At 72.2% G+C, this 18,613-nt stretch carries 18 protein-coding genes; 6 read left to right on the top strand and 12 right to left on the bottom strand.

Annotated features, from left to right (window positions below; all coding sequences use genetic code 11):
• Nucleotides 1-14 precede the first annotated feature (14 nt).
• A complete protein-coding gene (locus tag ACIBK9_RS21800) occupies nt 15-1,094 on the bottom strand; it encodes a substrate-binding domain-containing protein (protein ID WP_358292088.1) in 1,080 nt (359 codons plus the stop codon).
• A gap of 51 nt (nt 1,095-1,145) precedes the next feature.
• On the opposite strand from ACIBK9_RS21800, the gene ACIBK9_RS21795 reads away from it, so the two are divergent.
• Complete coding sequence (locus ACIBK9_RS21795) at nt 1,146-1,631, top strand: MarR family winged helix-turn-helix transcriptional regulator (protein WP_397160617.1); 486 nt, start codon at nt 1,146-1,148, stop codon at nt 1,629-1,631.
• Here ACIBK9_RS21795 and ACIBK9_RS21790 read toward each other — a convergent pair.
• The 3 genes from ACIBK9_RS21790 to ACIBK9_RS21780 all read right to left on the bottom strand — a co-directional run bounded on the left by ACIBK9_RS21790 (nt 1,600) and on the right by ACIBK9_RS21780 (nt 3,654).
• Nucleotides 1,600-2,082: a cupin domain-containing protein gene (locus ACIBK9_RS21790; RefSeq protein ID WP_358292092.1), complete on the bottom strand. Its 483-nt coding sequence runs from the start codon at nt 2,080-2,082 to the stop codon at nt 1,600-1,602. The two genes, ACIBK9_RS21795 and ACIBK9_RS21790, sit on opposite strands and share 32 nt — an antisense overlap.
• A gap of 28 nt (nt 2,083-2,110) precedes the next feature.
• Nucleotides 2,111-2,305 carry a hypothetical protein gene (locus ACIBK9_RS21785; RefSeq protein ID WP_352323421.1) on the bottom strand — a complete coding sequence of 65 codons (195 nt, stop codon included), beginning with the start codon at nt 2,303-2,305 and terminating at the stop codon, nt 2,111-2,113.
• A 71-nt stretch (nt 2,306-2,376) separates the two neighbouring features.
• Nucleotides 2,377-3,654 carry a Glu/Leu/Phe/Val dehydrogenase gene (locus ACIBK9_RS21780; protein WP_358292094.1) on the bottom strand — a complete coding sequence of 426 codons (1,278 nt, stop codon included), beginning with the start codon at nt 3,652-3,654 and terminating at the stop codon, nt 2,377-2,379.
• A gap of 216 nt (nt 3,655-3,870) precedes the next feature.
• Between ACIBK9_RS21780 and ACIBK9_RS21775 the strand changes: the two genes are divergently transcribed.
• The 4 genes from ACIBK9_RS21775 to ACIBK9_RS21760 all read left to right on the top strand — a co-directional run bounded on the left by ACIBK9_RS21775 (nt 3,871) and on the right by ACIBK9_RS21760 (nt 8,009).
• Nucleotides 3,871-5,424 (top strand): alkaline phosphatase D family protein, encoded by a 1,554-nt coding sequence (locus ACIBK9_RS21775; RefSeq protein ID WP_397160614.1) that lies wholly within the window; start codon nt 3,871-3,873, stop codon nt 5,422-5,424.
• 9 nt (nt 5,425-5,433) lie between these two features.
• On the top strand, nt 5,434-6,159 hold the full coding sequence (locus tag ACIBK9_RS21770; protein ID WP_397160613.1) for a class I SAM-dependent methyltransferase: 726 nt from the start codon (nt 5,434-5,436) through the stop codon (nt 6,157-6,159).
• 73 nt (nt 6,160-6,232) lie between these two features.
• Nucleotides 6,233-6,823 (top strand): RNA polymerase sigma factor, encoded by a 591-nt coding sequence (locus tag ACIBK9_RS21765; protein WP_364339567.1) that lies wholly within the window; start codon nt 6,233-6,235, stop codon nt 6,821-6,823.
• Nucleotides 6,816-8,009, top strand: a complete 1,194-nt coding sequence (locus tag ACIBK9_RS21760) for a CU044_5270 family protein (RefSeq protein WP_397160611.1) — start codon at nt 6,816-6,818, stop codon at nt 8,007-8,009. Before ACIBK9_RS21765 ends, ACIBK9_RS21760 begins: the two co-directional genes overlap by 8 nt.
• Before the next feature lie 124 nt (nt 8,010-8,133).
• Here ACIBK9_RS21760 and rocD read toward each other — a convergent pair whose 3' ends face one another.
• The 3 genes from rocD to ACIBK9_RS21745 form a co-directional block, all read right to left on the bottom strand.
• Complete coding sequence (gene rocD, locus ACIBK9_RS21755) at nt 8,134-9,339, bottom strand: ornithine--oxo-acid transaminase (protein ID WP_387672562.1); 1,206 nt, start codon at nt 9,337-9,339, stop codon at nt 8,134-8,136.
• A gap of 1 nt (nt 9,340) precedes the next feature.
• A complete protein-coding gene (ddaH, locus tag ACIBK9_RS21750) occupies nt 9,341-10,138 on the bottom strand; it encodes a dimethylargininase (RefSeq protein ID WP_352323414.1) in 798 nt (265 codons plus the stop codon).
• Between the two features lie 124 nt (nt 10,139-10,262).
• A complete protein-coding gene (locus ACIBK9_RS21745; protein ID WP_387672565.1) occupies nt 10,263-10,751 on the bottom strand; it encodes an Lrp/AsnC family transcriptional regulator in 489 nt (162 codons plus the stop codon).
• 91 nt (nt 10,752-10,842) lie between these two features.
• Between ACIBK9_RS21745 and ACIBK9_RS21740 the strand changes: the two genes are divergently transcribed.
• A complete protein-coding gene (locus ACIBK9_RS21740; protein ID WP_397160608.1) occupies nt 10,843-13,191 on the top strand; it encodes a GH1 family beta-glucosidase in 2,349 nt (782 codons plus the stop codon).
• Here the strand turns inward: ACIBK9_RS21740 and ACIBK9_RS21735 are convergent.
• The 5 genes from ACIBK9_RS21735 to ACIBK9_RS21715 all read right to left on the bottom strand — a co-directional run bounded on the left by ACIBK9_RS21735 (nt 13,188) and on the right by ACIBK9_RS21715 (nt 18,567).
• Entirely contained in the window at nt 13,188-14,135 is a 948-nt protein-coding gene (locus ACIBK9_RS21735; RefSeq protein ID WP_397160606.1) for an isopenicillin N synthase family dioxygenase, read from the bottom strand. The genes ACIBK9_RS21740 and ACIBK9_RS21735 overlap by 4 nt on opposite strands.
• An 81-nt stretch (nt 14,136-14,216) precedes the next feature.
• Nucleotides 14,217-15,614 carry a glycoside hydrolase family 16 protein gene (locus ACIBK9_RS21730; RefSeq protein WP_397160605.1) on the bottom strand — a complete coding sequence of 466 codons (1,398 nt, stop codon included), beginning with the start codon at nt 15,612-15,614 and terminating at the stop codon, nt 14,217-14,219.
• Between the two features lie 96 nt (nt 15,615-15,710).
• Nucleotides 15,711-15,959, bottom strand: coding sequence for a hypothetical protein (locus ACIBK9_RS21725; protein ID WP_397160603.1), 249 nt, complete (start codon nt 15,957-15,959; stop codon nt 15,711-15,713).
• 383 nt (nt 15,960-16,342) lie between these two features.
• Nucleotides 16,343-17,062, bottom strand: coding sequence for a DUF5941 domain-containing protein (locus ACIBK9_RS21720; RefSeq protein ID WP_352323408.1), 720 nt, complete (start codon nt 17,060-17,062; stop codon nt 16,343-16,345).
• Nucleotides 17,059-18,567 (bottom strand): CDP-alcohol phosphatidyltransferase family protein, encoded by a 1,509-nt coding sequence (locus tag ACIBK9_RS21715; protein ID WP_358292123.1) that lies wholly within the window; start codon nt 18,565-18,567, stop codon nt 17,059-17,061. The genes ACIBK9_RS21720 and ACIBK9_RS21715 overlap by 4 nt, the downstream gene beginning before the upstream one ends.
• Nucleotides 18,568-18,613: the final 46 nt, after the last annotated feature.

Genomic DNA, 18,613 nt, shown 5'->3' with positions numbered 1-18,613 from the left:
AGAGCCAAAGCTTTCTAGTGAAAAGGTTTCTCAAGCAAGAAATCCAGGCCGTCCGCCCTGCCGAGGTGCACCGTGCGCCGCACCTGCCGGTTCAGCAGCGTGAGCGGGCCGCGCGCGCTGACGATCGTGGTGCCGTCGGCCACCGCGTCGAGCGCGGGGACGGCCAGGCTGCCCGCCCGCGCGGACAGGGCGGCGAGCATCGCGACGGCCTCGTAGCAGCCATGGCCATGGGCGTTGAGCATGGGGGCGTGCGGGCCGAAGCGTTTGGCGTACCGCTCGGCGAAGTGCAGGCTGGCCTCGGTCGGCAGGTCGCGGAAGTAGCCCATCGACGCGTAGAGCTCGCCGGTGCCGTCGCCGCCGATGCCGAGCAGGCCGTGCTCCTCCAGCGCCCCGCACAGCCGGGCCGCGCCGAGGCCGGCGGCCGCGTAGGCCCGGTTGAAGGCGACCAGGTCGCTGCCGATCAGCGTGAGCAGGATCGCGTCGGGGCGGGCGTCGGCGATCCGGCCGAGCCAGGAGGCCGCCTCGCCGTACCGGACGAACGCCTCGCCGACGACGGTCGCGCCGCGCGCCCGCAACCGGCGGCGGGCGCCCGCGTGCACCAGGCGGGGCCAGACGTAGTCGTTGCCCAGCAGGTACCAGCGGCGTGCCCGATGGACGCTGACCAGCCATTCGATGCCCGGTTCGAGCTGCCTGCCGGGGGTCTCGCCGAGGAAGTAGACGCCCGGCGCGTGCCCCCCGCCCTCGTACGGCGGCGCGTACACGAACGGGACCCGCCCGCCGATCGCCGCGACCACGTCGATCCGCACGTCGCTGGCGTGCGTGCCCACCACCGCCTCGACGGTGCCGGACGCGACCAGGCCGGCCACCTCGGCCGCCACCTCGCGCCCCGGCCGCCCGCCGTCGACCAGCACCAGCTCGATCTGCCTGCCGAGCACGCCGCCGCGGGCGTCGACCTCCTCGGCGGCCAGCACCGCGCAGTTGATCGCGCACGGCCCCACCAGCCCGAGCACCCCCGACACGGGCACGACCAGGCCGATCCGGACCGCGTCCGAGGGGATGAGCCGGGCCTCGAAAGGATCGACGATCGCCGCCACGCCGACGAGTATCCTCCGAACTAGCTCTCCGGTGAAAGGACCTGATCTCTCATGGCTAAATCCGGGCTGGGGTCCTCACTCGCGTACGTGCTCAGCCGCGCCGAACGCGAGGTCACGCGCGGCCTGGCGGCGACCCTGGCCGGCGAGGACGTCACCGTCGAGCAGTGGCGCATCCTGCGCGCGCTGGCCGACGGCCGCGGCCACTCGATGGGGGAGCTGGCCGAGGCGGTGCTCATGCCGCACCCGACGCTCACCAAGGCGGTCGACCGGCTCATCGACCGGGCGCTGGTCCACCGGGGCGCGTCGGCGGGCGACCGGCGGCGGGTGGCGGTGTTCCTGGCCGACCGGGGGCGCGACCTGCTGGCCCGGGTGGACGGCGCGGTGGCCGACCACCACCGGGCCATCGCCGCCGCGTTCGGCCAGGAGCGCACCGAGCGGCTGATGCGCGAGCTGGAAGAGCTGGCCGCGGCCCTCGACCGGGCCTCGGCGCAGGCGCCGGCCCCCGTCAGTCCAGCCAGTACGTGTCGTGGCGGATGAAGAACTCGGCCTTCTCCTCCTCGCTCTTGCCGGCCAGGTCGAGCAGCCCCTCGAAGTAGCCCTCGCGAGGGGCGCCGGGGGCGAAGTGCAGCAGCATGGTCGCGGGCTCGCCCGACTCGTTGCGGAAGGCGTGCACGCCGCCCTCGGGCACGTGCACCCAGTCGCCGGGACGGGTGTCGATCCAGCGGCTGCCGTCGTAGATCCGCACCGATCCGTCGAGGATGTAGAACGACTCGGAGATCGACTTGTGGAAGTGGGGGCTCGGGCCGGACGGCTCGGGCCCCATCACCCAGCGGTAGAGCCCGAACTGGCCGTTGGTGGTGGCCCCGGTGGCCAGGTAGTGGGCAGTGTTGCCGGTCGGGTAGGTCAGCTCGGGTGCGTGCTCGTAGGGGCGGTACGTGGCGGACAGCTCGCCTTTGTCGCCCGAATAGCGTGGTTCCGGATAGGTCATGAGGCCATCCTGCCCGACCCGTCCGCGATCAGCTCTCGCGGTTCTTCCCGTCGTGGCCGGACCACAGCAGCAACGCCAGGCCCGCGACCGCGAGCCCCAGGTAGGCCGCCAGCGGCAGCTCCACGAACCGCCCCACGAACCCCCACTCCGTGTCGAACCAGACGCGCCCGGCGAACCCGCCGAGCCCCTGGATGATGGCCATGACCCCGATGAAACCCCTCATGCCCCGACCGTCGCAGAACGGGACCCGCCCCGGCATCCGACCTTGGGCGGGTCACGTGCGACCAAAGTAGGTCAGGGGTAGAGGCCCCGCATGCTGTGGGCCTCGGCGACCCGGCCCACGCCGATCACGTGCGCCGCCTCCCGCAGCGTCAGCCCGCGCTCGGCGGACATCGACTTGACCTCGGCGAAGGCGCCCTCCATCAGGTCGCGCAGCTTCACCTCGACCTCACGGGAGCTCCAGGAGAAGGCCTGCATGTTCTGCACCCACTCCAGGTAGGACACGATCACCCCGCCCGCGTTGGCCAGGATGTCCGGCACGACGGTGGTGCCGTTCGCGGCCAGGATCTCGTCGGCCTCCGGCGTGGTGGGGCCGTTGGCGCCCTCCACGATCAGCCGGGCGCGCACGCGGGGCGCGTTCGCCTCGGTGATCACGCCTTCGAGCGCGGCCGGGACGAGCACGTCCACGTCCAGCTCGAACAGGTCGTCGTGGGCCATGGCGTCGGCGTGCGGGTAGCCGGCCACGCCGCCGGTCTCGGCCACCCAGGCGCGCACGCGGGCGACGTCGAGGCCGCCGGGCGCGTAGAGCGCGCCGGTGACGTCGGAGACGGCGACGACCTTGCAGCCCTCGTCGGACAGGTACTGCGCGGCCAGCGCGCCCACCTTGCCGAAGCCCTGCACGGCGACCGTGACGCCCTCCGGCGAGCGCCCGAGCGCGGCCAGGGCCGCGATCTGCACGCCGCGCGAGGTCGAGCCGGTGCGGCCGAGCGAGCCGCCGAGCGTCATCGGCTTGCCGGTGACCACGCCGGGCACCGAGTAGCCGGCGTTGACGCTGTAGGTGTCCATGATCCAGGCCATGGTCTGCTCGTCGGTGCCGACGTCGGGGGCCGGGATGTCCTTCTCCGGGCCGATCAGCGGCAGGATCTCGTTGACGTAGCGGCGGGTGAGCCGTTCGAGCTCGATCGTGGTCAGCGCGCCCGGGTCCACGGCCACGCCGCCCTTGGCGCCGCCGTACGGGATGCCGACCAGCGCGCACTTCCACGTCATCCACATCGCCAGGGCGGTGACCTCGTGGATGTCGGTGCTGGGATGAAAGCGGATGCCGCCCTTGGCGGGGCCGCGCGAGACGTTGTGCTGGACGCGGTAGCCCTGGACGACGTCCATGCGTCCGTCCTCGCGGCGCACCGGGACCGAGACGGTCAGCGAGCGGCGGGGCGTGGCCAGCATCGTGCGGAGGCCGTCGTCGAGCCCGAGATGGGCGGCGGCCTGGTTGAGTTGGTGAAGAGCGGAGTCGAGCGCCTGTTGACCAGGTGTGATCAGCGCCGGCGTCTTTGACGGCACCATGATGCTCATGGTCGAGTTTCCTCCTGTATGCGCGCCCATTTTGTGGGAGAAGGCGCCGTTGCCTTCCCTCTTGGGCGTGTTGTCTCGATCATCCTAGGCCGGGCAGTTTGACCTTGCCTAGGTTATGAAGGGATATCCAAGCCGTTGATCAACGTGCTGGGAACGTGCCACTCTGGCAGGCTATCGAGCGAGAGTGTGCCGAATCGTCGAAAACCGGAGGGTTGGATGCCCGCACTCGTGGTTGGGCCGATGTTGCGTCACGTCGACTCGGTCAGTGCCTCGATCTGGGTGGAGACCAGCGAGCCCTGCACGGTCACCGTCGAGACGGCAGGCGGGGCTTATCGGTCGCCCACCTTCACCGTGCACGGTCACCACTACGCGATCGTGGATCTCGTTGACCTGTCCCAGGATATCGCCTCCTATTCCGTCAGCCTCGACGGGGACCAGGTCTGGCCGCTGGCGGGTCGCCCGGCCAGCCGGGTGCGGCTGCTGCCCGCCGAAGGGCCCCGCAGGCTGGCGTTCGGGTCGTGCCGCACGAGCGTGCCGCACGACTCGGCCCACGTCCGCACCCACGGCGACGACGTGCTGCGCGCCTACGGCGTGAGCCTCATGCGCGCCGACGAGGAGGAGTGGCCCGACCTGCTGCTGCTCCTCGGCGACCAGGTCTACGCCGACAGCCCCTCGCCCCAGATGCTCGACTACATCCAGGCGCGCAGGACCACCGAGCCGCAGGGCGAGATCGCCGACTACGAGGAGTACGCCGAGCTCTACCGCCAGGCGTGGACCGACCCGGAGATCCGCTGGCTGCTGTCCACCGTGCCCACCGCCATGATCTTCGACGACCACGACCTGCGCGACGACTGGAACACCTCCCAGTCCTGGCGGGAGAAGATGGCCCTGACGAGCTGGTGGCCGCGCCGCGTGGTCGCCGGGCTCGGCGCCTACTTCGTCTACCAGCACCTCGGCAACCTGACGCCGGCCGAGCGCGCGGCCGACCCGCTGGTGCGCGAGCTCACCGAGGGCGGCGGCGACGGCGGCCCGGCCCTCGACGCCTTCGCCGCCAAGGCCGACGCCGAGCCGAGCAGCAACCGCTGGAGCTACACCCGCGACCTCGGGCACACCCGGCTCATCATGATCGACACCCGGTGCGCCAGGCAGCTCACCCCCGGCGACCGGCGCATGCTCGACCCCGAGGAGTGGGCCTGGCTCCAGGAGCAGGCCGCCGCCCCGGCCGAGCGGCTGGTCATCGGCTCCTCGATCCCCTTCCTGCTGCCCGAGGGCGTGCACGGCGTCCAGAACTGGAACGAGGCGCTGTGCGACGGCAAGTGGGGCCGCACGGTGCAGCGGTGGTCGGAGCAACTGCGCCAGGCCGTCGACCTGGAGCACTGGGCGGCCTTCCGGCGCTCGTTCGAGGACCTGGGCAGGCTGCTGGTCCGGCTCGGCAAGCCGGCGGTGATCCTGTCCGGCGACGTCCACTACTCCTATCTGGCCAAGGCCTCGGCCGGGCAGATCTACCAGGTCGTCTGCTCGCCGATCCGCAACCCGCTCAGCCGGCTGCTGCGCTGGGCCAACGTGCTCACCCAGTTCGGGCTGGCGACGCTGGTGGGCGGCCTGCTGGCGCGGCTGGCCGGCATCCCGCGCCCGCCGTTCCGCTGGCGGGTGACCAAGGGCCCGCTGTTCCAGAACGCGCTGGCCACGCTGACCTTCCCCGACACCATCACCTGGTACGAGTCGGCGGGCGACGGCGTCAGGCCGATCGACTCGGCCCGGCTGGCGTAGAAATGACCCATGACTGATGACCAGTACTCCAGGGCCGTGCCGTTCTACGACCTGTGGCACGAGGACGGGCACGTCCCCGAGATGCGCGAGTCGCTCCCGCCCCTGCTGAAAGGGGTGCGGGGCGGCGTCATGGAGATCGGCGCGGGCACCGGCCTGATCACCGAGGTGATCGTGCGCGCGACGGAGGGCGAGGTGTACGCCGTCGAGCCGGCGCCGGCCATGCGGTCGGTGCTGCTGTCGCGGCTGGCCGCCGACGAGCAGGCCCGGCGCCGGGTCACCGTGCTGGCCTGCGGGGCGCTCGACGTCGATGTGGACGAGCCGGTCGAGGCCGTTGTGATGATCTCGGTGCTGCAGGCGTTCCCGGCCGGGCGGCGGGAGGAGTTGTGGCGGGTGCTGGCCAGGCAGCTCGAACCGGGCGGGCTGCTGCTGTTCAACTGGCGCGAGCGGCCCGCGCCCACGCCGGGTGAGCTGGAGCTCATGGGTTCCTACCAGGTCGGGCGGCACGCCTACGAGGTCTGGGGCCAGGTGCTCGACGTCACCGGCGAGACCGTGCGCTCCCGTTTCCTCTACCGGATCAGGCAGCGCGGCGTGGTGATCAGCGAGGACGAGGTGACCAGCGAGGCCCACCGGCCCGGCGGCGACCGGCTCGCCGCCGAGCTGACGGCGGCCGGGTTCATCAGGGACGAGGCCCCCGACGGCCTGTCCGCCTGGCGAAAGCGGCGAAAGGCGGCATAGCCCGAAAAAGGTGGAACCGGGCTTCCCGGTGCGGCCAACAACAGGGTGACCGCATGAGAGAGGACCGGATGTGGTGAGTGTCGAGGACACAACCGCAACGCTGGATGACTCGACCCTGATCGGGCATTCGCTGAGCGATCCTGAGCGTTTCGCCGCGCTGTTCGACCGGCACGCCGACGAGATCCACAGGTACGCCGCCCGCCGCCTGGGCGTCGAGCTGGCCGACGACGTGACGGGGGAGGTGTTCCTCGTCGCCTTCCGCGGCCGCGGCCGCTACGACCGCACCCTGCCTGACGCCCGTCCCTGGCTGTACGGCATCGCCACCAAGGTCGTGTCCCAGCACCGCAGGGCCGAACGGCGGCGCACCGCGGCCATGGCCAGGGTCGGCGCCGAGCGTCCTGGCACGTTCGACGAGCGCAGCGCCGACCGGGTCACCGCCGAGCAGCTCCAGCCCCGCCTGGCCAGGGCGCTGACCAGGCTCAGTGCGAGCGAGCGCGACCTGCTGCTGCTCGTGGCGTGGGCCGACCTGACCTACGAGGACGCCGCGCGCGCCCTCGGGGTGCCCGTCGGCACCGTCCGGTCCAGGCTGCACCGGCTCCGCGTCAAGGTACGCAGGGCGCTCGGCGGCATCGATCCCTTCGCAGAGGAGCCCCAGCATGGATGACGAGATCCAGACGTTCGCCGACGGCAGGCCGCCGGCGCCGCCGTACGAGCCGCAGGCCCGCGCGCGGGCCAGGGAACGACTGCTGGCCGAGGCGCGCGGCGGGCGACGCCTGCGGCTGCCCAGGCTGGGCTGGCAGACGGCCGCGGCCTTCGGCGTCACGGTGGTCCTGGTCGGCGGCGTGGCGGTGGCGCTGTCCGGCCAGGGCGGGACGGACGCCCGCCCGGCCACCTCCGTGATGCTGTCGGCCGGCGAGCTGAACCCCCGGCCGGACCAGTTCATCCTGATCGAGTCCGACACCATGTACGGCTCGCAGTCGATCGACAGCTCCGGCGCGCAGAGCCGCTACCTCTACCGCCAGCACCGCAGGATCTGGAAGTCCGTGGACGGCAGCAAGGACGGCCTGCTGCAGATCGAGGGCCGCGAGCCGCGCCCCTGGCCGGGCCAGCCGCTGCCGGCGGACGCCACGAGCCGGCGGGGCAGCGAGTGGAACCGGCTGGCCTCCTGCCCCGACCTGCGCGGCCCCTACCGCGACGACTACGCCTACCTGAGCACGCTCCCGGCCGACGCCACGGCCATGCGCGACCGCCTCTACCAGTCGGCCCCCAAGGGCGACAAGGACGTCGATCCGGACGCCGTCGCCTTCACCCGCGCCGGCGACCTCGTCAGGGAGAACTACCTGCCCAAGGCGCAGCGGGACGCCCTGTTCGAGGCGGTGAAGGCGATCCCCGGCGTCGAGGCGGCCGAGGGCGTCGCCGACTCCTCGGGACGCGTGGGCGTGGCGCTGGGCCGGGTCGCCGACTGGGGCGTGCGCGAGGAGCTGATCTTCGACCCGGCCGGGCACGAGTTCCTGGGCGAGCGGCAGGTCGTGGTCGACGCCAAGGCGGGCGCGCCCAAGGACAGCGTCGTGGCGTTGACGGCCCAGCTCGACGTCTCCGTGGTGGACGCGCTGCCGGAGGCCCCCGACGCCGCCGCCGACGCGAGCTGCATGCCGGAGACCCAGGCACCCACGCCCATTCCGTCGGAGTCCGGCCCGACGACGGAGAAGCTGCCGACGGCCGAGGCGACGATCACGTTCACCCCGGAGCCGACCAGCGTGCCCGCGGTCGAGCCGACCGGCGAGCCGGAGCCGACGGTGACGCGTACCGTCACCCCTACCCCGATGGGGAGCGCCCCCGCCGGTTCGTGACCCCCAGCAGGCCCACAGGGCGCGCCGTCACGGCGGCGCGCCCGCGCAGGGTCGGCGGCCGCTTCCTGGAGGGCCGCCGGCCGTGGTACGGCGGGTGGCCCGACCAGGCGAAGCCGTAGGAGACCTAGAGCTCTTCGAGGACGGCGGCGAGCTGGTCGACCGCCCAGACCAGGTCCTCCTCGGAGATCACGATCGGCGGCGCGAGCCGGATCGTGGACCCGTGGGTGTCCTTGGCGAGCACGCCGCGCGCCATGAGCGCCTTGGAGACCTCGCGCCCGGTGCCGAGGGCCGGGTCGATGTCCACGCCCGCCCACAGCCCGCGCCCGCGCACCGCCACCACGCCCTTGCCGGCCAGCTCGCGCAGCCGCGCGTGCAGCACCTCGCCGAGCCGGGCGGCCCTGGCCTGGAACTCGCCGGTGTTCAGGATGTCGATGACGGCGATGCCGACCGCGCAGGCCAGCGGGTTGCCGCCGAACGTGGACCCGTGCTGGCCCGGCTTGATGACCCCGAGGACGTCCTCGTCCGCGGCGATGGCCGAGACCGGCACCACGCCGCCGCCGAGCGCCTTGCCCAGGATGTAGACGTCGGGGACGACGTTCTCGTGGTCGCAGGCGAACGTGCGGCCGGTGCGCCCGAGACCCGACTGGATCTCGTCGGCGATCATCAGCACGTTGTTCTCGGTGCAGATGCGCCGGACCTCGGTCAGGTAGCCGTCCGGCGGCACCAGCACGCCCGCCTCGCCCTGGATCGGCTCGACGAGCACGGCCACGGTGTTGTCGTCGATCGCCTCCCTGATCGCCTCGGCCGAGCCGTAGCGGACGATCTTGAACCCGGGCGTGTACGGCCCGAACCCGTCGTGCGCGTCGGGGTCGGTGGAGAAGCTGATGATCGTGGTGGTGCGGCCGTGGAAGTTGTCCTCCATCACGATGATGTTGGCCTGCTCCGGCGCGACGCCCTTGACCTCGTAGCCCCACTTGCGGGCCACCTTGATCGCGGTCTCGACGGCCTCGGCGCCGGTGTTCATCGGCAGGATCATGTCCTTGCCGGTGAGGTCGCCGAGCCCGGCGCAGAACTGGGCGAACTGGTCGTGGTAGAAGGCCCGGCTGGTCAGCGTGAGGTTCTTCAGCTGCTCCTGGGCGGCCTCGATGATCTTCGGGTTGCCGTGGCCGAAGTTCAGTGACGAGTAGCCCGACAGGCAGTCGAGATAGCGCTTGCCCTCGACGTCGGTGACCCACGCGCCGTGCGCCTCGTGGATGACCACGGGCAGCGGATGGTAGTTGTGCGCGCTGCGGCGCTCGCTTACTTCGATCAGCTCTGCGCTGGTGCTCATGTTACTTCTCCCCCCTGATCTCCAGTGTGCAGCACTTGGGACCGCCGCCCGCCTTGCGCAGCTCCGACAGCTCGACCGGGATCACCTCGTAGCCGTGCCGCTTGAGCTCCAGCTGGAGCCCGGACGCCTCGGAGTTGATCACCACGTTCCGGCCGTCGCTGACCGCGTTGAGGCCGAGCACCTCGGCGTCCTCGGCGGTCGCGATCACCGCGTCCGGGAACATCGCGCGCAGCACCTCCTGGCTGCCCTGGGAGAAGGCGCCGGGGTAGTAGGCGACGTTGCGGCCGTCGAGCGGGAACAGCGCGGTGTCCAGGTGGTAGAAGCGCGGGTCGACCAGCTTCAGCGAGACGACCGGGCGGCCCAGGTACTCCTGCGCCTCCTGGTGGGCGACCACGTCGGTGCGGAAGCCGGTGCCGGCCAGGATGACGTCGTCGAGGGTGAGGAAGTCGCCCTCGCCCTCGTTGACGTGCGTGGGCTCCAGCGTCGGGTAGCCGCGCTCGACGAACCAGCGCAGGTAGGCCGGGCCCTCGGGGCCGCGCTCGGGGAAGGTGAAGCGGGCGCCGTAGACCCGGCCGCCGACGACCAGCGCGCCGTTGGCGGCGAACACCATGTCGGGCAGGCCCTCGATCGGGTCGATGAGGCTGACCTGGTGCCCGAGCTCCTCGTACGCCGACTTCAGCCCTTCCCACTGCCGGATCGCCACCTCACGGTCGGCGCCGGCCTCGGGGTCCATCCACGGGTTGATGGCGTACTCGACCGCGAAGTAGTCCGGGCGGCACATGAGGAAGTGTTTGGGCATGCAGGGCTCCGTCGTCGTCAGTTCAGGGGAAGTTCCCGTGTCGGGGGAGACGGGGACAGCCTAAGAATTGACGTTTGCGCAGGCCAAGCGGTGCGCATTGCGCGTTGGCGCAGGTCTGTTGCGTCTATCGGCCGGTGACGTGCGATCCGTTGCGCGAGTCCGTCAGGGCGGCTCCCGGCGGGATGTCCACCAGCCGCGACAGCACGATCGAGCTCTTGGTCCGTACCACGAAAGCCTCCGCCGCGATGCGCTCGATGACCCGCTCGACGTGCCGCACGTCGGTGGCCCTGATGTGCAGCAGCGCGTCGGCCTCGCCGGTGATCGTGGCCGCCGCCACCACCTCGGGGAACCTGGCCACGGCCAGGGCGATGTCCGACGGCTTGGTCTTGCCCTGGCAGAACAGCTCGACGTACGCCTCGGTGGTCCAGCCGAGCGCCTGCGGCGCGACCCGCGCGCTGAAGCCGGTGATCGCCCCGCTCTTCTGCAGCCGGTCGACCCGCCGCTTGACGGCCGACGCGCTCAGCCCCACCTGCTGGCCGATGTCCGCGTAGGTCGCGCGGGCGTCGTCGACGAGCGCCGCGATGATGTCACGATCGAGCCGGTCCAGTTCCACGGGCTCTGTATACCGCCTGGCCAGGCTGGCGCGCGACGAGCGCCGCGCGGGAGACTGGGCGTTCGGTCCACTGCCGGAGGATTGCCGCCACATGAATATCGCACGTTTTCCCGAGGGTTTCGTCTGGGGGGTCTCGACGTCGGCCTTCCAGATCGAGGGCGGCACGGCCGCCGACGGCCGCGGGCCGTCCATTTGGGACGCCTTCGCCGGTGGCCCGGCCGACGCCTGCGACCATTACCACCGATATCGCGAGGACGTCTCGCTGATGAAAGAGCTGGGAATGGCCGCGTACCGGTTCTCGGTGAGCTGGCCGCGCATTCTTCCGGACGGCTCGGGAAAGGTGAACACGGCCGGTCTCGACTTTTATCAGCGGCTGGTCGACGCCCTGCTGGAGGCGGGCATCACGCCGTTGGCCACCCTTTATCACTGGGATCTGCCGCAGGCGCTGGAGGAGCGCGGCGGATGGCCGTCCCGCGACACCGCCCGCTGTTTCGCGGACTACGCGGCGATCGTGGCCGAGCGGCTCGGCGACCGGGTCGGCACCTGGTTCACCGTGAACGAGCCGTGGGTGGCGGCCTTCGTCGGCCACGGCTCGGGGGTGCACGCGCCGGGCCGCCGGTCGGCCGCCGAGGCGTTCAGGAGCGCCCATCACCTGCTGCTCGCCCACGGCCTGGGCGCCCAGGCCCTGCGCGCCGCCGGGGCCGCCGAGGTGGGGGCCGTGCTCAACTTCTCGCCCGTGCTGACGCCGGCCCAGGTCGGCGACCCCGACCGGCCGCTGTCGGAGGAGGACGCCGAGGCCGTGGCCAGGATCGACGCGCTCGTCCACCGGCAGTTCCTCGACCCGATGCTGCGCGGCGCCTACCCCGCCGACCTGCTGCCGGTCATCGAGGAGCACGCCGGGCTCGGGCACGTCCACGACGGCGACCTGGCCGACATCGCCCAGCCGCTCGACCTGCTCGGCGTCAACTACTACGCGCCGGCCGTCGTCCAGGCGCAGCCCGGCGAACCGGCCGACCCGGCTTATCCGGGAAGCGCGGGCGTGCTTTTCAGCACCATTCCCACGGCGGTCACCGCGATGGGCTGGCCGATCGTCCCGAACGCCCTGTCGCTGTTACTGCGGCGGCTCGCCGGCGAATATCCAGAACTCGAACTGATGATCACCGAGAATGGCGCGGACTTCGTCGACACGGTCACTCCCGACGGCATTCACGACGTCGACCGCGTGCATTTCATCGAGGAACACCTGCGGGCCCTGCGGACCGCCGTCGAGGAGGGCGCCAACGTCCGCGGATATCTCGCCTGGACGCTGCTCGACAATCTCGAATGGGCCGAGGGGTACCGGCGCAAGTTCGGCCTCGTGCACGTCGACTTCGACACCCAGCGCAGGCGGCCCAAGGACAGCGCATTGTGGTACCGCGACGTCATCAGGCGAAACGGCCTGACCGAGGCCCCGCCCAGGCGTCCCACGCTGGAGACGGTGGCCGCCCGCGCCCGCGTCTCCCGGGCCACGGTCTCCCGCGTCGTCAACGGCGAGGCGTCGGTCAGCCCCGAGGTGCGCTCCACGGTCCTGCGGGCCGTCAAGGAGCTCGGCTACGTGCCCAACGCCGCCGCCCGCAGCCTGGTGACCCGGCGCACCGACACCGTCGCGCTCGTGCTGCCGGCCCCCAGGCGCGCCGCCGACCCGATGGTCGCGGCCGTCGTCCAGTACGTGACGAGCCTGCTGGAGGGGGCGGGCAAGCAGATCACCCTCATGCTCGCCGACACCGCCGAGAGCCAGCGCCGCATCGTCCGGCACGCCGAGGCGCGCCTGGTGGACGGCGTCGTCCTGCTGCCGCCCGAGCGGGGCGACACCCTGGCCGAACGGCTCTCGCGCACCGGCGTGCCGCTCGTGCTGCTGGGCCGGCCGCCGGTCGCCTCGCTGGTGCCGTACGTGGACGCCGACAACGCCGCGGGCGCGGCGGCGGCCACCGAGCACCTGCTGGCCACCGGCCGCCGCCGGATCGGCATGATCTGCGGCCCGATGGACCTGGTCGCCACCCAAGACCGGCTCGCCGGCCACCGCGCGGTCCTCGACCGCGCCGGGCTGCGGCCCAGACTGGCGATCGGCGACCTGACCCGGGCCTCCGGCACGGCGGCGGCCGGCCAGCTCCTCGGCGACGCCCCCGACCTGGACGCGATCTTCGCGGCCGACGACCAGATGGCGATCGGCGCCCTGTCGGCCGCCCGCGCCGCGGGCCGGCGGGTGCCCGACGACCTGGCGATCGTGGGCTTCGACGACATCGACGCCGCCTCGGCCACCACCCCGGCCCTCACCACCGTCCGGGTGCCCGTGACCGAGCAGGCGCTGGCGCTGGCGCGGCTGCTGCTGTCGCGGCTGGAGGGCCGGAGCACAACGCCGGTCGTCCTGCCCACCCGGCTGGTGGTGCGGGAGTCGGCCTAGATCTGCCGCTCGAACAGGCTCGGGAAGACCTTGGACACCTTCGACAGCAGGTACTCGCCGTAGGTGCCGGTGAAGTCGACCTGGCCGTCCCAGCGCTCGCCGGCGGCGTAGGGGAGGGGCGGCACCACGCTGTCCCAGCCGGGGTCGAAGAAGAACGGGTAGCTCAGGCGCTCGTTGCCGCTGCGGTTGCGCACGCGGTGCGGGGTCGAGCGGTAGCGGCCGCCCGTGAGCTTGTCGAGCATGTCGCCGATGTTGCAGACGAACGTGCCCGGCAGCGGCGGCGCCTCGATCCAGCCGTCCGCCGTCCGGACCTGGAGGCCGCCGTTGGCGTCCTGGAGGAGCAGGGTGAGCAGGCCGTAGTCGGTGTGCTCGCCCACGCCCCAGGTCTCGTCGTCGTCCGGGGGCGCGGGCGGGTAGTGGAAGACGCGGAACAGGACGGTCGGGTCGGCGGTGTAGCCGGTGCGGAAGTAGCCCTCGTCCAGGCCCAGGCTGAGCGCGATCCCCGACATGACCGCCTGCGCGACCCCCGTCATCGTGTCCAGGTAGGCGAGCACGGCCTCGCGCAGCTCGGGCACCTGGACCGGGAACTGGTTGGGGCCGTGCAGCGGGAGCGGGCCGGGCGGCTCCTCGGCGCCGAAGTAGAGGCCCTCCTTCAGGTCCGGACGCCCCGAGGTCAGCTCGCCGCCCACCGGGAAGAAACCGCGCCAGGCCGGGCCGCCGCGGTCCATCGAGATCTCGTCCTTGACCTCCTCGGGCAGCGCGAAGAAGCGCCTGGCGGCGGCGTCGAGCCGGTCGAGGAGCTCCTGCGGCACGCCGTGCCCGCGGACGTAGAAGAAGCCGCTGTCCCGGCAGGCCGCGCCGATCGCCGCGCCGACGGCCTGCCTGTCGCCGCCCGGGGTGTCGCCGAGCAAGGGGGAGATGTCGATCACCGGCAATTCGCGCACCGTCTCATTGTCCCCCAGCCCGGGGGCGGCGGGCCGGGCCCTGGGTACGCCCGCCGCCCCCGAGGAGGACCCTGAGAGGGGTCAGGCCGTCGAGAAGGTGAACCAGTTGACGTTGACGAAGTCGGCGGGCTGGCCGCTGCTGAAGGTCAGGTAGACGGTGTGCGTCCCGGTCACGCCGCTGATGTTGGCGGGGACCGTGCGCCAGCTCTGCCAGCCGCCCGTACTGGCCAGCGCGAAGTCGCCGATCGGCGGGGCGGACGGGCTGTCCAGCCGCACCTGCACCAGCCCGCTCACGCCGGCCGCCGCCCCCGACGCCACCCTGGCCTTGAACTGGCGGGCGGGCTCGGAGCCGAAGTTCACCCCGTCGTAGCGCAGCCAGTCGCCGTTCGCGATGGCGCCGACGTTCTGCCCGCCGCCGGTGTCGGTGGTGGCCTCGACGATGGTGCCCGACTGGGCCTGGTAGCGCTCGGCCTGGATGGTGGAGCGCGCGTCCACGCCGCCCGGGACGGTCGGGGTCGCCGTCGGCGTGGAGACCGTGCCGCTCTGCCAGACGGCCACGTAGTCCACCAGCAGCGGATGCCCGGGGACGGTCGCCGCCGTCGGCGTGCCCGTGCCGGCCAGGGCGTTGGGGAACGCGCCGCCCATGGCCAGGTTGAGCAGCAGGAAGTAGCCGCCGTGCCCGGTCATGTCGGTCCAGGTGGTGGCGTCGAGCTGGTTCTGGCTCACGCTGTGGAACTGCTGGCCGTCGACGTACCAGCGGAGCTGGTTCGGGCTGGCGGCGCGGTCCCACTCGAAGCGGTAGGTGTGGAAGGCCGACTGGCAGGACGATCCGGGGCAGGCCCGGCTCGCGCCCAGGCCGGTCGTCTCGTTGCAGGGCCCGCCGGGGCTGACGCCGCAGTGGAGCACGCCCCACACCGAGTTGATGCCGTTGACGTTCTCCATGATGTCGAACTCGCCGATGCCCGGCCAGTTCCAGTAGTTCCCCCGGTACGGCGCCCCGAGCGCCCAGAACGCCGGCCAGTAGCCGAGCGCCGCCTGACCGGTCACGTCCGGCATCTGGATCCGGCCCTCGATGCGCAGGACGCGCCCGTCGGCCGGTTTGAAGTCGGCCCGCCTGGTCTCGATGCGGGCCGAGGTCCACTCGCCCGAGCCGCTGCGCAGGGGCGTGATGCGCAGGTTGCCGGAGCCGTCGAGGCTGACGTTGGAGGTGCTGGAGGTGTAGTTCTGGATCTCGCCGGTGCCCCAGCTGCCCGGCCCGCCGGGGTAGCCGTGCCCGGTGTCGATGATCCACTCGGCGGACGAGGGCGGCGTGCCCGCCGAGCCGTTGAAGTCGTCGGACCAGACCAGCGACCAGCCGGACGGCGTGGACGGCACGGACGCCGAGGCGCTGACGGCCACTTTGACGAGCAGGCCGGTGAGTGCCACGAGCACCACCGCCACGGCCACCAGGCGGCGCCTGTGCCGGATCTCTGTTGTCATCCCTGCTCCATGGGGGGTGGTGGAGTCGAGTGAGAGAGCGCTCTCTTGACGCGACGTAAACACGCCGCTGACCGCGTGTCAATATGGGAGAGCGCTCTAGAGCAGGTCGACGGACGACGTCCCGGCGGCCTCGAACGCCGCCCGCCAGAAGCTCTCCAGCAGCGAGAACCGGTCAGGGTCGGACTTCTTCGCCCGCACGAATCCATGCACCACCACCGCGTACCCGGACAGGTCCGGCAGCAGCCGCGCGCCGAGCTGCTTGACCGCGTACCGCAGGGCGCCCAGGACGTCCGAGCCGCGGCCCTCCTTGGGGCAGTCGAGCAGCTCGGCCGCCCGGGGGAGCACCTGCGTGATCCGGCGGGCCCTGGGTCGACGACCGCGCCGCACACCGGGCCCGGATCCGTGCCGCACCCGCTCACCGGGCCCGCGGCCAGCGCCAGCACCACCACGACCCGCCCGGACAGGCCCGTCATCGGCGCCCTCCGGCCGGGGCGGTCCGTGGGCCCGTCCGGCGGGTCTCCTCGTCCGAACGGCCGCGGCAAGAACGCCACCCGCGTCTCCTGGCTCCGGCCGGACCGGACCTCGGCTCGAATGTCCCTGGATTTCAGACTAGTCCGTCATGTCCTTTTCTGGCGGGGCGATTCGGCGCCCGCACGCGAAACGGCGGCCACCGGCGCCCTGATCGGGAGCCCGTGACCGCCGTCGTGTCCGGAGGGGGAGGTGGCCGCTCAGCCCTTCTCCGCCTCGCCGGTGGCCTGTTCGAGCGCGTCCTCGGGCGAGGCCTCAAGGTCCTGCTCGGCGTCGGCGCCGGCCTGCGCAGAGGCCTTGTCCAGGCGCACCCAGCTCGTCACGCTCTCCACCGCGAACAGCACGAACAGGTACGCCGTCAGCACCGCGAGCACCGGCGTCAGCCAGCCCAGCGCCGCACCGGCACCGATGATCAGCAGGCGCAGCTCCCAGCCGAGCCCCGCGTGGAACACCCACGCGGGCGGCCAGATGCTCTGCCGGGTGCGGTAGACGGTGTCGTAGGTGTGGTAGCCCACGACGTAGACCAGCACGAACAGCAGCCACTTCGGCGCGCCGGCGGCCAGGCCGATCGCGATCATGGCGAGGAACTCGGTGCCGCGCAGCAGCGGCGGGGTGAGCCAGTCGAAGCGGCCGAGGTGGTCGCGCGGCGCGGTCGGCAGCACGAGCAGCAGCGTGATGGCCACCGGCACGAGCAGCAGCGGCCCCTTGTCGGGCAGCCCGACGACGGTGACGGCGACGACGGCGAGCAGCGCCACGAGCGTGGCGGGCACGGGCGGCAGGCCCTTGCCCAGCTTGCCCGCGAGGGCGTGCACGAGCGGGCCGTCGTCGCGGTAGGCGAGCAGGCGGGCGGTCTGGATGCGGCGGCGTTCCTCGTCGGGGTCCGGCGTGGGGGTGGCCATGGCCTGCGGTTGAGTGATCATACGAGCGACCTCATGAGGCGTCCGGTGAGGGTGTAGGCGGCGGCGACGGAGCCCCAGATCACGAGGGTGAGGAAAGTGATCCGGGCGTCGAAGAGGGCGGCGGTGATCGCGATGGCCGCGAACCGCTCGCCGATGGGGAACACGATCATCTTCCGCGCCCAGTGGACCGCGCGGAACTTGCCCGCCCTGGTCCACATCTTGAGCACGCCGCGCAGGCCCTGACTGCGCTCGACCTTGCGCCGCTCCAGCGCCCTGCGCAGGTCGCGGTCGTCGGGGGCGTCGAGCGGGAGGGTGGGCAGCTGCCCGGGCGGCTTGCGGCGGTTGGAGATGCCGAAGGAGAAGTCGAGCAGGTGGCGTACGGACTGGAGCCCGATGGCGGCCAGCGCCAGGATCCAGATGTCGTCGCCGTTGCCCGAGACGACCCAGCCGACGGCCAGGCCGGCGAAGACCACGTATTCCTTGAAGCGGTCGAAGGTGGCGTCGAGCCAGGCCCCCAGCACGCCGAACTTGCGGGCGTACCGGGCCACCTGCCCGTCGACGCAGTCGAAGACGAAGGCGAAGTAGATCAGCAGGCCGCCGGCGACCATCCACGGCCGGTCGCCGGTGGCGAAGCAGGCGGCGGCGGCCACGCCGAGCAGGATCGAGATCAGCGTCACCTGGTTGGGCGTGAGCCCGCGCCGCGCCGCCCAGCGGGCGATGAAGCGCGAGTAGGTGGAGACGAAGTAGGTGGTGAAGAAGCCGTCGGCGCCCTTGACCGCGTTGTTGAGCCGGGCGCGGTCCTCGTTCATGCCGGCCATCTCGGCGCCGGCCTCGTTGACCTCCTCCGGCGTGCTCACCCGGCGGTAGAACAGGTCGCGGCGGCCGCGCACGCCGACCGACACGCCGTTGCGCACCAGGCCGAACACCACGAGCTGGACGAGGTCGTCGTCCGCGCCGAAGCGGTCGGCCATGAGGGCCAGCTCGCGGCAGGTCTGCGCGAGCACGGGGGCGTTGCGGGCGCTGATGTGCAGCGGGCCGAGCAGCACCGCGTTGGGCCTGGTCACCGCGTGGTTGGCGGTGCCGACCGACACGACGCGCGACTTGCCGACGCGCGCGCGCACCGGCAGCCCTTCGAGCCGGCCGTAGCCGATCTCCGGGTCGGCCTCGTCGATCGGTACGGTGTCCTCCTGCGCCTCCTCGGTCACCTCCAGACGCGGCTCCTTGGCCACGAGCGCAAGCGCGCCGCGCTTGGCCTTGGTGATCTGGTAGATCAGCTCGTCGTGGACGACCGAGTTCTGGGGGATGATGAAGAGGCTCTCCGTTGCCGATTCTGCGACGTCGGCCAGGGCGCGAAGGGCGGCGGCCACGTCGCCGGTCTCGATCGTGGCGGGCCGCGGGTCATAGGAGACGAGCTGGCTGCGCAGCCGCTCGGCCACGGTGGGATTGCCGGGCAGCGCGGCCAGCCTCAGGCCGGTCGGAGAGGTGTCGGGGCCGGGCGAAGAGCCCAGCAGGACCACGCGGGTCATGACTCCCTTTCGAGGCAGTAGCGGGGGGTTGAACAACGGGTGATGC

Source organism: Nonomuraea sp. NPDC050227, assembly GCF_044459705.1.
GTDB lineage: Bacteria > Actinomycetota > Actinomycetes > Streptosporangiales > Streptosporangiaceae > Nonomuraea.
This window is presented reverse-complemented; position numbering and strand designations above follow the sequence as displayed.

Bases quoted from the DNA above. Each gene is read 5' to 3' on its own strand.
- ACIBK9_RS21795 (WP_397160617.1), top strand. From the start codon at position 1,146: ATGGCTAAATCCGGGCTGGGGTCCTCACTCGCGTACGTGCTCAGCCGC.
- ACIBK9_RS21790 (WP_358292092.1), bottom strand. From the start codon at position 2,082: ATGACCTATCCGGAACCACGCTATTCGGGCGACAAAGGCGAGCTGTCC.
- ACIBK9_RS21785 (WP_352323421.1), bottom strand. From the start codon at position 2,305: ATGAGGGGTTTCATCGGGGTCATGGCCATCATCCAGGGGCTCGGCGGG.
- ACIBK9_RS21780 (WP_358292094.1), bottom strand. From the start codon at position 3,654: ATGAGCATCATGGTGCCGTCAAAGACGCCGGCGCTGATCACACCTGGT.
- ACIBK9_RS21775 (WP_397160614.1), top strand. From the start codon at position 3,871: ATGCCCGCACTCGTGGTTGGGCCGATGTTGCGTCACGTCGACTCGGTC.
- ACIBK9_RS21770 (WP_397160613.1), top strand. From the start codon at position 5,434: ATGACTGATGACCAGTACTCCAGGGCCGTGCCGTTCTACGACCTGTGG.
- ACIBK9_RS21760 (WP_397160611.1), top strand. From the start codon at position 6,816: ATGGATGACGAGATCCAGACGTTCGCCGACGGCAGGCCGCCGGCGCCG.
- rocD (WP_387672562.1), bottom strand. From the start codon at position 9,339: ATGAGCACCAGCGCAGAGCTGATCGAAGTAAGCGAGCGCCGCAGCGCG.
- ddaH (WP_352323414.1), bottom strand. From the start codon at position 10,138: ATGCCCAAACACTTCCTCATGTGCCGCCCGGACTACTTCGCGGTCGAG.
- ACIBK9_RS21740 (WP_397160608.1), top strand. From the start codon at position 10,843: ATGAATATCGCACGTTTTCCCGAGGGTTTCGTCTGGGGGGTCTCGACG.
- ACIBK9_RS21730 (WP_397160605.1), bottom strand. From the start codon at position 15,614: ATGACAACAGAGATCCGGCACAGGCGCCGCCTGGTGGCCGTGGCGGTG.
- ACIBK9_RS21720 (WP_352323408.1), bottom strand. From the start codon at position 17,062: ATGATCACTCAACCGCAGGCCATGGCCACCCCCACGCCGGACCCCGAC.
- ACIBK9_RS21715 (WP_358292123.1), bottom strand. From the start codon at position 18,567: ATGACCCGCGTGGTCCTGCTGGGCTCTTCGCCCGGCCCCGACACCTCT.